Here is a 12,919-nt window from a genome sequence, read left to right as displayed (position 1 = left end):
CCGGCTGGTCCGGTCCGAAGCCGCGTCCACGTCCGCGCCCGCCTCGCGGGGTGGCGCGGGCGCGTCGCCGGAGACCCGCCGCAACCACCCACCAGGAGTGCCGCCCTTGAGTACCGCCGTCATCAGTCCGATCGACATCGCGGGCCCGGTGGGCAAGCTGCTCCACCGGCGCCCGCTGCAGAACGCCACGGTCATGCAGTCCTTCGGCATCGACCCGGTCACCGGCGAGATCTACGTGCTCCAGATCATGGAGGGCGGCCTCAGGCTCGCCGGCGAGGCCGAGGCCCTGCCGTGGGCCACGCGCAGCACCAACGGCGACCTGTGCGTGACCCGGCTCAGTCCGTCCGGGGCGATCACCGGGTACATGTACCTGCGCGGTTTCGGGCACGGCGTCAACCTCGGTGTGGACAACCGGAACGGCGTCGTCTGGCTGTGGACGGAGACGGCCTCCTCCCCGAACGGCGAGAACGACGGCTTCGGCACCGCCGTCACCAGCTTCCGTTTCGCCTCCGGCACGATCCTGGACTACGGCAGCACGGCGCACACCACCCCGTACCGGCCGACCGCCAACGCCCGCGGCGTCACCCCGACCATCGACCGCAGCGCCAACGAGCTCGTCCTCCGCTTCAACCTCAGCGGGGTCATGACGTTCGACCGGTACGACCTCGCCAAGGCGACGGCGGGCGAATGGGTCCCGCTCCAGCGCCTCTCCGTGACGCTGCCGCCGGAGGGCACCGACTTCCAGGGGTACGCGTCCCACGCCGGCGTCCTCTACACGCTCCAGGGCAAGAGCCTCGGCGCGGTGCCGCTCCCCGGGAACACGTACATCACCGCCATCGACTGGGCGACCGGCGCCATCCTCGACCGGCGGCACATCACCGCCGGGCCCGGCCTGCCGTGGCGCGAGGCCGAGGGCATGAACGTGTCCGTCCGCGGCGGCGTACCGTACCTGCACTTCGGCTTCGCCTGCGAGGATCCGGGTCCGCGCACCTGCACGATCCTGTCGCTGTCCGGCGCTCCCGAGGTCGACGGGGTCAAGGTGCTCACCGACTGGCAGCCGATCACCCTCGCGTCCGGGGTGAGCGTCGACCAGAACGCTCCCCGGGGGCGGCTGATCAGCGTCGCCGGCACCACCACGCTCCAGCTGAGCGGAGGGATCAAGGGCAGTTTCGACGCCGACGCGGTCATCGGCTACCTCCCGGACTCCCTCACCCCGAGCATGACCGCGCGCGCCGGCGTGCCGCGCAACAACAACGGCGGGTACGCGGCCGCCCGCGTCGAGGCGGGGACGGACCGCGAGCTGCGTCTCTACGGCGGCCGGTCGATCAACGTCATCACCTGGGTCCAGCTCGACAGCTTCAGCGCCGCCTGGAGCTAGCCCCCGGCTTGTCCCTCGTCTGCCCCCTGTCCTTGTGTTCTTGAGGAGTACTCGTGTCCCAGCCCCAGTCCCGTAACCGGCGCAGCATCCTCGGTGCCGCCCTCGCCCTCCCCGCCGGGCTCGCCGTCGGCGGTCTCGCCACGGCCGCTCCCGCCGCTGCCGCCGAGGCCGGCGTCACGGCCGACCCGTGGGTCGACCTCGCCCTGGAGCCCGGCATCACCCCGACCGCCGGGGCGACGCCTCAGGTCCGCGTCGTCACGATCGCCGGCACCGCGTTCCTCCAGGCCCGGGGCCAGATCACCGGTTCCTGGACCGCCGACACCAAGATCGCCACCCTGCCGGCCGGCTTCCCCCTCCCGACCTGGTACGTACGCGCCACCGTGCCCCGCAACAACAGCCAGGGCATCAACGCCTGCCGCTTCGAGATCAACCCCGCGGGTTCCGTCACCATCTACGGCGCGAACACGGGCAACCCGATCACTTGGGTCCAGCTCGACTCCGCGCAGGCGATCTGGCGCTGAGCCGGACGATTCATGGGCCTTTCGGCCCCTTTCGCACCCGGGCGGCGCGGTGACACCGTGGGCACCGGCGCCCACGGCCGGGGACGCCCTCTCCACGCGCAAGCGCAGTTAGGCTAGCCTTGCCTGACAGTTCGGCGCGGGGCCGGGTTCCCGGGGACCCCAGGCCGCACCCACAGGACGGAACAAGGACGAGGCGTCATGAGCAAGATCGCGATCACCGCGGCGACCCTCTACGCCATCGTGCTCCTCCGCGCGGGCGGGACGTTCGCGCTCGGGTGGCTCACCGCCGCCGGGGCCCGGCGCAGCCGGTTCGCCGCCCGGATGACCTCGCCGAAGTTCCAGCGCGTCGAGCAGGCGATCCAGCGGTGGGGATCGCCCGTGGTGGCGGTCTCCTTCCTGACCGTCGGCTTCCAGACCGCCGCCAACTTCCTCGCCGGCACGATGCGCATGCCCCTGCGCCGGTACCTCCCCGCCCTGTTCCTCGGCGGAGCCGCGTGGGCGCTGATCTACGCGACCGCCGGTCTCGGCGTGCTCGCGGTCCTGGGCCGCCTCTTCGCCGAGCAGACGGCCCTCGGCGTGGCCGCCGTGGCGCTCCTCGCCCTCGCGGTGTGCGGGACGGTGCTCTACCGGCGCCGACGAACGGCGTCGGTCACCAGGACCCCCGGCACTCCCGGCACACCCGCGACCGAGGAATCCTGAGCAATCCCCGAGCCGCCGGAACGCCTCAGCAGGACTCCTCCACGTAGAGGAGGACGCGGCCGTCCTCGGAGCGGAAGTCGAAGGCCCGGTACCGCCAGTGTTCGGCGGGGTGAAGCTCGCGCTTGATCAGGGCCCACGCCTCGGCGCGGCCTTCGGCGGGCACGGAGCGCAGGGTCTCCCCCGCCCCCTCCCCGATGATCATCTCGTCCGCACCCTTCACCAGACGCTTCGCCAGGCGGACGTCCAGCGGACCTCTGCTCTTCGTCCACCGAAGGCCGTGCCGGTCGAGGATTTCGCCCGAACTCGCGGGCGACAGTGTGCGGGGGCCATGATCGAGTTCCGCTGCGGACATGCACCCAGTCTGACGTCCTCGGTAGGCGCCAGCGACGAAGGGGTGGCGGCGGCGGACGGCTGGACGTCGGCCACCGGTCTTCTGCGCGCCTGCGGCTACCGGAACGTTCCCAGGCGCCCGGCGCGCACCACCATCGAGCGCGCGGCGCTGGAGGTGGCGTTCGCGACGCCGGGCACGGTGTTCCGCAGGAGCTTCGGGAGCGAGGGGCCGTGGGTGCCGCACCGGCCATGAGCGGCCCACAGTCCCGGCTACGGCCACGGCTACGGCTACGAGGCCGGGCGCCTCGGGGCGCTCGCGGTGCCCGACTCCCGTCCGCTCAGTTCGGCGTCCAGGGTCTCCTGCGCCAGGCGCATCGCGTCAGCGTACTTGGGCTCGGACATGCGCTGCCATGCCTGGTCCGGTGCGACGTCCTCGACCCGGCTGGTGACCCACCAGATGTTGCCGAACGGGTCCCGTACACGTCCCCCGCGGTCGCCCCACGCGCTGTCGATCGTCTCGGTGACCACCTGCGCCCCGTGGGCGACGGCGGCGGCCATGGCGGCGTCCGCGTCGGGGACGTACACCCGGAGCAGCGACGGCATGACCAGCCAGTCGGGCCGTCGGTCGAAGGCCAGGACGACCGTGTCGCCGACACGGATCTCGCCGTGGCCGATGGTCCCGTCCTCGACCGGGACCCGCGCGAGCTCCTCGCCGCCGAAGGCGGCGGTGATGAAGTCGAGCAGTGCGCCGGTGTCGTCGGTAACCACCCACGGCGCGACGCTGGTGTAGCCCTCGGGTGCGGTGCGGTTCATGGCTCTCGTCCCTCCGTCGTTTCCGGCTGAGAAGACGACGGTAGAGGCGAACCAGGTCAGATGAGGTCCTAGATGCGCGTCCCACGCCGGCCGCCCTGGTCGTCGGTGGCGGCGACCGCCCGCGTACCCTCGGCACATGGCTGGGATGCGGGGACGCGAGGAAGGGCGGCGGCCTGGACCGGGGCGCCCGCGCGAGGAGCGGGTGGACCGGGCGGTGCTGGACGCCGTCGTCGCCCTGGTGGCCGAGACCGGCCTCGCCTCGGTCACGATGGACGCGGTCGCCCAGCGGGCCGAGGTCAGCAAGCCCGCCATCTACCGGCGCTGGCCCACCAAGCAGGATCTGCTCATCGCCGCGGCCGAGTCGCGCGTCGGTCAGCTGTCCGTCCCGGACCTGGGCGACTTCCGTGCCGAGCTGCGGCTCGTGCTGGAAGCCCGCGCGGAGGCGTACCGGGCGCCCGGAATCGACCGGCTGATGGCCGCGGTCATCGGGGCGGCGGCCGAGGCGGGGGCCGTGCGGAGCGCGTACGGCGCCTACTCGGCCCGCGTCATGAGCGAGACCCGCGCCATCCTCGACCGGGGCATCGCCCGGGGGGACGTGCGGCCGGACGCCGATGTCCGCGCCGTGGCCACGATGGTGGCCGCGCCTCTCGTGTTCCGCCTGGTCGGGGAGATGGAAGCTCCCGACGCCACGCTGGTCGACACGGTGGTCGAGCTGATCGCGCGCGGCGTGGCCGTCCAGCCTTGATCCGAGGGCGTCCCACACCCTGTCGAAACTGACCCTGGCATACCCCTTGCCCTCGCACATTCTCATATCGATACTCCCAGTAACGAATTCCCGGTCGTCGCCGTCACCACCGTCGTCGCCGTCGTCACTGTGGAGGTATCCCATGGCCATGTCCGCCACCCAGCCCCAGCCGGTCCTCGACAAGCCCCTGCTGCGCTACGGAAGGCGCACCCTGGAGCGCACCGCCCCGGGCGCCGAGCCCTTCGCGTACCAGCGGATCGACATCACTCCGCTCACCCCGCACATCGGCGCCGAGATCACCGGCGCCGACCTGACCCGGCCGATCGGCGAGGAACTCGCCACCGAACTCCGTCAGGCCCTGCTCGAGTGGAAGGTCGTCTTCTTCCGCGGCCAGCACGACTTCACCCCCGAGCACCACCTCGCCCTCGCGGCCGTGTGGGGCGTGCCGGAGGCCAACCCCTTCTTCCCCGCGAGCGAGACCGCCGGCGTCTCCCGGCTCGCCAAGGACGCCACGGCCGTCGGCCAGGAGAACATCTGGCACAGCGACCACTCGTTCATGGCCGCGCCCGCCCTCGGCTCCGTCCTGCGGGCCGTCGAGACGCCCCCGTCCGGCGGCGACACTATGTGGGCCGACATGGGGGCCGCGTACGACAACCTCTCCGACGAGCTCAAGGCCCGGATCGACGGACTCACCGCGGTGCACGACTGGGTTCCCAGCTGGGGATCGACCATGACGCCGGAACAGATCGCCCACTTCCGGAAGTCCCTGCCCGCCGTCGAGCACCCCGTGGTCGTGCGCCACCCGGTGTCCGGCCGCAAGGTGCTCTACGTCAACGAGCCCTTCACCACGCACGTCGTCGGGCTCTCGGAGAAGGAGAACCGCGAACTGCTCGACGAGCTCGTCCTCCAGGCGCGGATCCCCGAGTACCAGGTGCGCTTCCGCTGGCAGCCGGACTCGATCGCGATCTGGGACAACATCGCGGTCCAGCACTACGCGATCAACGACTACTACCCGCAGCGGCGCGTCATGGAGCGCATCGCCGTCGCGGGCCGCCCCCTGTCCTGACCGCCGATCCCCGAGCACACGCGCCCGCCCCCGTCATCCCTTCCCCGGAGGTCTCCGTGGCAGCCCCCGACACCTCGGTCCCGCCCCTCGCGCGGGCCGTCCGACCGGCCTCTCGCCCCGGCGTCCGCGCCTGGGTCGTCACCGGCATGCTCGTCGTCTTCATGATGATCAACTTCGCCGACAAGGCCGTCTTCGGCCTCGCCGCCGACGAGATCCGCTCCGATCTCGGCCTGTCCGCCACCGACTTCGGCCTGGCGAACAGCGCCTTCTTCCTGCTGTTCTCCGTCGCGGCGGCCGGCGTCGGACTGCTCGCCGACCGGCTGCCCCTGAGGTGGCTGCTCCTCGCCATGGCCCTGATGTGGTCCGTGGCGCAGGTGCCCGCAGCCCTCGGGGGCGGGCTCGCCGTCCTCATCGGCACCCGCGTCGTGCTCGGCGCCGCCGAGGGCCCGGCCTTCCCCGTCGCCCAACAGGCCGCCCTCTCCTGGTTCCCCAACGACCGGCGCAACCTCCCCGGGGCCCTGGTCACCCTGGGCGTCACCCTCGGCGTGGTCACCGCCGCGCCGGGACTGTCCTGGGTCATCCAGAACCACGGCTGGCGTGCCGCCCTCTGGGTGGTCGCGGCACTGGGACTCGTGTGGTCCGCGGGGTGGCTGGTGTGCGGCGCCGACGGACCGTACCGCGACGGCATCGAAGCCCGTACGCGTGGCACCCGTACGCGCGACGCCGGTCCGTCGCCCGTAAGCTCCGCCTCCCGGGCATGGCCCGCGTACCGGCGTGTCTTCGCCAGTCGTACGTGGATCGGCACCACCGCCGCGTACTTCACCAGCTACTGGGGCGTGGCCCTCATGCTCGTGTGGCTGCCGTCCTACCTCAAGAACGGGCTCGGCCACTCGCCCGAGGCCGCCGGACGGCTGGTGGCCCTGCCGTGGGCACTGGGCGCCGTGGTGCTGCTCGGTCAGGCCGCCCTGACAGGGTGGCTCATGCGGCGCGGAGTGGGGAGCCGCTGGGCGCGTGGCCGGGTGGGGGCCGCGCTGCTCCTCGTGGGCGCGCTCGCCTTCCTGGCCGTTCCGCTCGCCGAGGGCACCGGGGCGAAGACCGCCCTGCTGGTCGTCGGTTTCGGCTTCGGCGGGTCGTTCGCCACCGTCGCCGTGACCACGGTCGCCGAGCTCGCACCGGCCTCCCGTCGCGGCGGCGCACTCGGCACGATGAACGCGGTGGTGACCACCGCGGGGCTCATCGCGCCGACCGTCGTCGGCCGGATGGTCGACGCCCAGGGGCCCGCCGGGTACCAGACCGCGATCCTCGTCTCCGCCGTGCTGCTGCTCGTCGGGGCCGCCTGTGCCTTCGTCCTCGTCGACCCGGCCCGCGACGCGGCCCGTGTCGGGGCCGACACCGAGGCCGATGCCGATGCCGATGCCGACACCGACGCCCCCGCTACGGCGACCGCCACCGCCGATGCCTGACCGCCCTTCCTCGCCCTTCCTGATCCGCGTCCGCGCGCGGTCCGTTCAAGGAGTACGACCATGAGTCCGTCCGTTCTCGGCGCCGAGTCGCTGGACGCCGCCGTCGCCGAGCTGCGGCAGGGGGCGCACACGTGGGCGGCCACCCCGCTCGCCGAGCGGATCGCCCTGCTGGAACGCCTGCTGCCGCGTGTCGCGGAGGAGGCCTCGTCGATGGTCGCCTCGGCCGCCCGCGCCAAGGGGTACGGCCCCGACTCGCCGTGGGCCGCCGAGGACTGGGCGGGCGCCCCGTGGGCCCTGGCGCAGACCGCGAGCGCCTACCTGCGGGTGCTGCGCCGCATCGCCGCCGGCAAGGAGCCCGTCGACAGCCGTGCCGTGCGGGAGGTCAGGGGTCGCACGGTCGTCGACGTCTTCCCCGCCACCGGCTGGGACACCCTGCTCCTCAACGGATTCACGGCGAGGGTGTGGACCCGTCCGGGCACCACACCGGACCGGGTCCGTACGCGCGCGGCCGGGCTCTACCGCGGCCGCACGGCGGACGCCGGTGTCGCGCTGGTCCTGGGCGCGGGGAACGTCGCGGCGATCACCGCGCTGGACATCCTGCACAAGCTGTACGTGGAGGGCCAGGTCGTCCTCGCCAAGATGAACCCGGTCAACGCCTATCTGCGCCCCGCCTTCGAACGGGTCTTCGCCGAGTTCGGGGACCGCGGCTGGGTGCGTTTCGTGGACGGCGGCGCCGCCGAGGGCGCGTACCTCGCCGACCACGAGGGGGTCGACGCCATCCACGTCACCGGCAGCGACCGCACGCACGACGCGATCGTCTGGGGCACGGACGAGGGGGCCGATGAGCGCCGCAGGGCGGACACGCCGCGGAACACGAAGCCGTTCAGCAGTGAACTCGGCGGGGTCAGCCCCTGCGTCGTGGTGCCGGGCCCGTGGTCCGCCGCGGACTACCGTTTCCAGGCCGAGCACATCGTCACCAGCAAGCTGAACAACTCCGGTCACAACTGCGTCGCCAGCCAGATCCTCGTTCTTCCCCGCGACTGGGAGGGGTCCGACCGGCTCCTCGCCGAGATCCGCCGGATCCTGCGCGAACTGCCCGCCCGTACCGACTACTACCCGGGCGCCGACCTGCGCCTCGCCGCCGTGCGTGCGGCCCACCCCGAGGCGGAGAGCCACGGTGACGGCGACGCACGGCTCCTCGTACCCGACGTGACCGTCGACGACGGCACGAGCGACATGATGCTCAGCGACGAGGTCTTCGCCAGCGCCCTGGGGGTCGTGCGCCTCCCGGGCGCCACCCCCGGAGCGTTTCTCCGCGAGGCCGTCGCGTTCGCCAACGACCGTCTCCCGGGCACGCTCGGTGCGACGCTTCTCGTCCACCCCCGGACCGAGAAGGCGCACCGCGCGGAGGTCGACGCGGCCGTCGCCGAGCTGCGCTACGGCACGGTGGGCGTCAACTGCTGGTCCGCCATCGGCTTCCTGCTCGGGTACACGCCCTGGGGCGCCTACCCCGGGCACACCCGGCAGGACATCGGCAGCGGTGTGGGGTTCGTCCACAACGCCTTCATGCTGGCCGACGACGACATCGAGAAGACCGTGCTGCGCGCTCCCTTCGCTCCCGCCCCCCGGGGCCTGTTCACCGGTTCGGCGTCGTTGTCTCCCCGGCCGCCGTACTTCGTCACCAACCGCACCGGGGCCACGACTCTGGAGCGGTTCACCCGCTTCACCGCGGCTCCTTCGGTCGCACGGCTCCCCGGCATCTTCTCCTCCGCGCTGCGGGGCTGACACGCTCGTCCCGCGCCCCCTTCGTTCCCGCTCCCCTCGGAAGGACCCCTTCGTGAACCTCTCGGAGTTCCTCAGCCGCAGCGCGGCCCTGCACGGCTCCCGCGTCGCGGTCGAACTCGGCGACGCGTCGCTGACCTACGCGGCCCTCGACGAACTCGCCGGACGGACCGCCGCGTTCCTCACCGCCCGTGGCATCCGGCCCGGGGACCGGGTGGGCGTCATGCTGCCCAACCTCCTGGAGTTCCCGGTCCTCTACTACGGAGCCCTGCGGGCCGGGGCGGTCGTCGTGCCGATGAACCCGCTCCTCAAGGCACGGGAGATCGCGCACTACCTCCATGACTCCGGTGCCGCCCTCCTCTTCGCCCACGAGTCGCTGGTGGCCGAGGTGGCGGCGGGCAACAGCGCCGCCGGCGGCGCCACCGACGTCGTCCCCGTCGCGCCCGGTTCGCTCACCGAGCTGCTCGCCGACCACACCGTCCCGGTCACACGGCCGGCCGGCGAGGACGAGGACACCGCGGTGATCCTCTACACCTCCGGCACGACGGGCCTGCCCAAGGGCGCCGAGCTCACCCACACCAACCTGATCCGCAACTCCGAGATCGCCGCGACGTCGTTGTTCGACCTCACCGCGGACGACGTCGTCCTGGGCTGTCTGCCGCTGTTCCACGCCTTCGGCCAGGCCGTCGCCATGAACACCGCGATCAGCGTCGGCGCCCGCTTCACCCTGCTGCCCCGCTTCGAGCCCGCGCTCGCCCTCAAGGCGATCGAGGACCGTCGGGTCACGCTGTTCGCGGGCGTGCCCACGATGTACGCGGCCATGCTGGGCGTCCACGCCCAGGGGGCGGACGCCTACGACGTCTCGTCGCTACGGCTGTGCGCGTCGGGCGGCTCGTCGCTGCCCGTCGAGGTCCTGCACGGCTTCGAGAAGGCCTTCGGGTGCGCGGTCCTGGAGGGGTTCGGGATGTCGGAGACCTCCCCCGTCGCCTCCTTCAACCACCCGGACCGGCCGCGCAAGGCGGGCTCGATCGGCACGCCGATCGAGGGAGTCGAGATGCGGCTGGCCGATGTCCGCGACGGCGTCGGGGAGTTGTGCGTGCGCGGGCACAACGTCATGAAGGGGTACTGGCGCCGCCCCGAGGCGACCGCCGAGACGATACGGGACGGCTGGCTGTTCACCGGGGACCTGGCCCGCGTCGACGAGGAGGGCTACTACTCCATCGTCGACCGCAAGAAGGACCTCATCATCCGCGGCGGTTACAACGTCTATCCCCGGGAGATCGAAGAGGTCCTGTACGAGCATCCGGCCGTCGCCGAGGCGGCGGTGGTAGGCCTGCCGGACGAGGTCCTCGGGGAGGAGGTCGGCGCGGCCGTGGCGCTGCGCCCCGGGGCCTCGGTCACGCCGGAGGAGCTGCGCGCGTTCGTGCGGGAGCAGGTCGCCGCGTACAAGTACCCGCGTCACGTCTGGCTGGTGGACGCGCTGCCCAAGGGGGCGACGGGGAAGATCCTCAAGCGGGAGGTGGCGGAGACCCGCCCCTGACGGTCCCGCAAGCTACTGGCCCCCCTCCGGCTCCGCCAATGTCGTCACCGAGGCGCGCTGCTCGCCGGCCGAGCTCGGAGCGGGGACAGCTCGACACCGTGCCGGCCGCCTCGTCGCCTAGGCTGGGGCGCCATGATCGTATGGCTCAACGGAACCCACGGCGCCGGGAAGACGACCACCAGCGCCTTCGTCCAACGGCTGATCCCGGACTCGCGGGTGCTCGACGCCGAGAAGGTCGGCGAGACGCTCATGGACATCACGCCGGGGCTGCCCCGGACCACGAACTTCCAGCACTGGCCGCCGTGGCGGCCGCTCGTCGTCGAGACCGCGCGGCAGGTGCTCGACTACACCGGCGGCACGCTGGTGATACCCATGACCGTCCTCGTCGAGGAGTACTGGCGGGAGATCAGCGCGGGTCTCGCGCGGTACGGCATTCCGGTACGGCACTTCGTGCTCCACGCCGACCAGGAGACGCTGCGGGCGCGGATCGCGGGCGACACCGTCGTCGGCCCGGACTCGCCGTTCCGGCTCCAGTACCTGGAGCCGTACGCCGAGGCGGCCCGGACGTGGCTGCACGCGGAGGCGGAGGTCGTCGACACCACGCACCTGACGCCCGCCGAGGCCGCCGCGCTGATCGCGAAGGCCGTAGCGTGAGTGGGGTGAACGAGACGAGGCGGACGAGCGAGGGCGGCCAGGGCCTGGCAGCCGCGCAGCGGGCGCACTGGCAGAGCACGTACACCGCCCACCCCGGCATGTACGGCTCCGAGCCCTCCGCCCCCGCCGTCCACGCGGCGCGGATCTTCCGCGCCTCCGGGGCCGAGCGGGTCCTTGAGCTGGGCGCGGGGCACGGGCGCGACGCCCTGTTCTTCGCCCGCGAGGGGTTCGCGGTCCAGGCGACCGACTTCAGCCCCGTCGGCCTGGGCCGGCTCCGCGCGGCGGCCGAGGCGGAGGGCCTGGCCGAGCGGGTGAGCACCGCCGTCCACGACGTACGCGATCCTCTCCCCTTCCCTGACGCGTCCGTGGACGCGGTCTTCGCCCACATGCTGCTGTGCATGGCCCTGTCGACGCGGGAGATCCACGCGCTCGTCGGTGAGGTCCGCCGCGTGCTGCGGCCCGGCGGGACCTTCGTCTACACCGTGCGGCACACCGGCGACGCCCACTACGGCGGCGGCGTGCCGCAAGGGGACGACATCCACGAGCACGGCGGTTTCGCCGTCCACTTCTTCTCGCGGCAGCTCGTCGACGCGCTCGCCGAGGGCTGGACGCTCGACGAGGTGCACCCGTTCGAGGAAGGGGATCTGCCGCGCAGGCTGTGGCGCGTCGCGCAGAGCTCGCCCAGGCTTTATTCTTAGAAGAACAAATCCTTGTGGAGTCTCGCGTGAGGAGGTGAACGGTGAGCACGCCACCCGCACCCCTCCCCGCGACCGCCCGCCTGCTTTCCGTCGTCCACCGGTACGGTCCGCTCTCCCGCGCGGAGGCGACCAACCGTTCCGGTCTGGCGCGCAGCGCGGCCGGCGTGGCCGCCGAGCGGCTCGCCGCCGCCGGGCTCATCGAGCTCGGCGAGCACCGCACCGCCGGCCTCGGGCGGCCCTCGGTCACCCTGAGCGCCGCCGAGGACGGGCCCGTGGCCGTCGGGATCAAGATCGAGGCGCACGGCATCCGGGCCGTCTGCTACGCGCTGGGCGGCCGGCGCGAGGCCACGCACACCGACACCGTGCCGCTCCTCGGCATGGGCGCCGACGAGGTCTCCGCGCGGATCGCCGACGCCGCCGACGTGGTCCTCGGCGCCCGTCGCGAGCGGTGCGTGGGCGTCGTCCTCGCCTTCCCGGGCATGGTCGACACCACGACCGGAACCGTCCTGACGTCCCTCTCCCTCGACTGGGAGGGACCGGTCCCGCTGGCGGCCCTCGTCGGCGAGGCCCTCGACGAGCGGCTCCCCGGGCTCGGAGCGGCGGTCGGCTCCGCGTCGGTCGGCCTGGTGCGCGACTCCTCCGCGACGGCCGTCGGCCTCTGCGGGGAACAGCCCGGCGAGCGTACGTTGGTGGTGGTCGGCGAGTACGACGGCGTCGGCGCCGCACTCGTGGGCGCGGACGGCGACGCCGAGGCCCTGGAGCTGGGACACGTACCGGTCGATCCGGCCGGAGCTCCGTGCCGTTGCGGGGCCCGGGGCTGCCTGGAGCTCTTCGTGAGCGGCGAGGCGCTCGCCCCCGTACTGACGGCGCACGAGGACGGCGGCGATCCCGCCGCCCTGGAAGCGGCGGCCGAGCGTCTCGGTGTCGCGCTCGTCGGCGCCCTCAACACCGTCGGGCCGCGGGCCCTGGTCCTCACGGGACTGCTCGGGCAGCTCGCCGCGGCGACCCCGCAGGCCATGGACCGGGCGCTGGCCGCCTCGGTCGCCGCGCGCGTCCGCGGAACGGCGTACCGGGTGACGCAGGACCCCGACGCCGCCGTACGCGGCGCCGCCGAGCTCGCCCTCCGGCCGCTGCTCGACAACCCGTCCCGCTGGCGCCGCCCCGAGCGGACCGGGTAGGCGCGCGGCCCCTTCCTCGTACTCCTGCGGCCGGCTTCCCTCCCCGACACCC

General features: G+C 73.0%; 13 protein-coding genes. 11 read left to right on the top strand and 2 right to left on the bottom strand.

Annotated elements, in window-relative coordinates; translation table 11 throughout:
• Nucleotides 1-106: 106 nt before the first annotated feature.
• The 3 genes from ACFC0Z_RS05730 (at nucleotide 107) to ACFC0Z_RS05720 (ending at nucleotide 2,598) form a co-directional block, all read left to right on the top strand.
• Entirely contained in the window at nucleotides 107-1,378 is a 1,272-nt protein-coding gene (locus ACFC0Z_RS05730; RefSeq protein WP_376433060.1) for a hypothetical protein, read from the top strand.
• A 53-nt stretch (nucleotides 1,379-1,431) separates the two neighbouring features.
• Nucleotides 1,432-1,899 (top strand): hypothetical protein, encoded by a 468-nt coding sequence (locus tag ACFC0Z_RS05725; RefSeq protein ID WP_376433058.1) that lies wholly within the window; start codon nucleotides 1,432-1,434, stop codon nucleotides 1,897-1,899.
• A 198-nt stretch (nucleotides 1,900-2,097) separates the two neighbouring features.
• Nucleotides 2,098-2,598 (top strand): DedA family protein, encoded by a 501-nt coding sequence (locus ACFC0Z_RS05720; RefSeq protein ID WP_376433056.1) that lies wholly within the window; start codon nucleotides 2,098-2,100, stop codon nucleotides 2,596-2,598.
• A 25-nt stretch (nucleotides 2,599-2,623) separates the two neighbouring features.
• Here the strand turns inward: ACFC0Z_RS05720 and ACFC0Z_RS05715 are convergent, their stop codons facing one another.
• Nucleotides 2,624-2,950 carry a hypothetical protein gene (locus tag ACFC0Z_RS05715; RefSeq protein ID WP_376433054.1) on the bottom strand — a complete coding sequence of 109 codons (327 nt, stop codon included), beginning with the start codon at nucleotides 2,948-2,950 and terminating at the stop codon, nucleotides 2,624-2,626.
• A 266-nt stretch (nucleotides 2,951-3,216) separates the two neighbouring features.
• On the bottom strand, nucleotides 3,217-3,741 hold the full coding sequence (locus ACFC0Z_RS05710) for a VOC family protein (protein ID WP_376433052.1): 525 nt from the start codon (nucleotides 3,739-3,741) through the stop codon (nucleotides 3,217-3,219).
• A 136-nt stretch (nucleotides 3,742-3,877) separates the two neighbouring features.
• Here ACFC0Z_RS05710 and ACFC0Z_RS05705 point away from each other — a divergent pair, with 136 nt between their 5' ends.
• From ACFC0Z_RS05705 to ACFC0Z_RS05670, 8 genes are all read left to right on the top strand, one after another.
• The gene (locus tag ACFC0Z_RS05705) at nucleotides 3,878-4,486 is read left to right on the top strand and encodes a TetR/AcrR family transcriptional regulator (protein ID WP_376433050.1); all 609 of its coding nucleotides are present in this window, start codon (nucleotides 3,878-3,880) and stop codon (nucleotides 4,484-4,486) included.
• A 142-nt stretch (nucleotides 4,487-4,628) separates the two neighbouring features.
• A complete protein-coding gene (locus ACFC0Z_RS05700; protein WP_376433048.1) occupies nucleotides 4,629-5,552 on the top strand; it encodes a TauD/TfdA dioxygenase family protein in 924 nt (307 codons plus the stop codon).
• Between the two features lie 56 nt (nucleotides 5,553-5,608).
• Nucleotides 5,609-7,015 (top strand): MFS transporter, encoded by a 1,407-nt coding sequence (locus ACFC0Z_RS05695; protein ID WP_376433046.1) that lies wholly within the window; start codon nucleotides 5,609-5,611, stop codon nucleotides 7,013-7,015.
• A 60-nt stretch (nucleotides 7,016-7,075) separates the two neighbouring features.
• Nucleotides 7,076-8,800: an aldehyde dehydrogenase family protein gene (locus ACFC0Z_RS05690; RefSeq protein ID WP_376433044.1), complete on the top strand. Its 1,725-nt coding sequence runs from the start codon at nucleotides 7,076-7,078 to the stop codon at nucleotides 8,798-8,800.
• 52 nt (nucleotides 8,801-8,852) lie between these two features.
• Nucleotides 8,853-10,337, top strand: a complete 1,485-nt coding sequence (locus ACFC0Z_RS05685) for a long-chain fatty acid--CoA ligase (protein WP_376433042.1) — start codon at nucleotides 8,853-8,855, stop codon at nucleotides 10,335-10,337.
• A 132-nt stretch (nucleotides 10,338-10,469) separates the two neighbouring features.
• Complete coding sequence (locus ACFC0Z_RS05680; protein ID WP_376433040.1) at nucleotides 10,470-10,991, top strand: AAA family ATPase; 522 nt, start codon at nucleotides 10,470-10,472, stop codon at nucleotides 10,989-10,991.
• A gap of 5 nt (nucleotides 10,992-10,996) precedes the next feature.
• Nucleotides 10,997-11,689 (top strand): class I SAM-dependent methyltransferase, encoded by a 693-nt coding sequence (locus tag ACFC0Z_RS05675; RefSeq protein ID WP_376433038.1) that lies wholly within the window; start codon nucleotides 10,997-10,999, stop codon nucleotides 11,687-11,689.
• A gap of 41 nt (nucleotides 11,690-11,730) precedes the next feature.
• A complete protein-coding gene (locus ACFC0Z_RS05670; RefSeq protein WP_376433036.1) occupies nucleotides 11,731-12,867 on the top strand; it encodes an ROK family protein in 1,137 nt (378 codons plus the stop codon).
• The last annotated feature ends 52 nt before the right edge of the window (nucleotides 12,868-12,919 follow it).

This window comes from Streptomyces sp. NPDC056144, from assembly GCF_042264145.1.
GTDB lineage: Bacteria > Actinomycetota > Actinomycetes > Streptomycetales > Streptomycetaceae > Streptomyces.
This window is presented reverse-complemented; position numbering and strand designations above follow the sequence as displayed.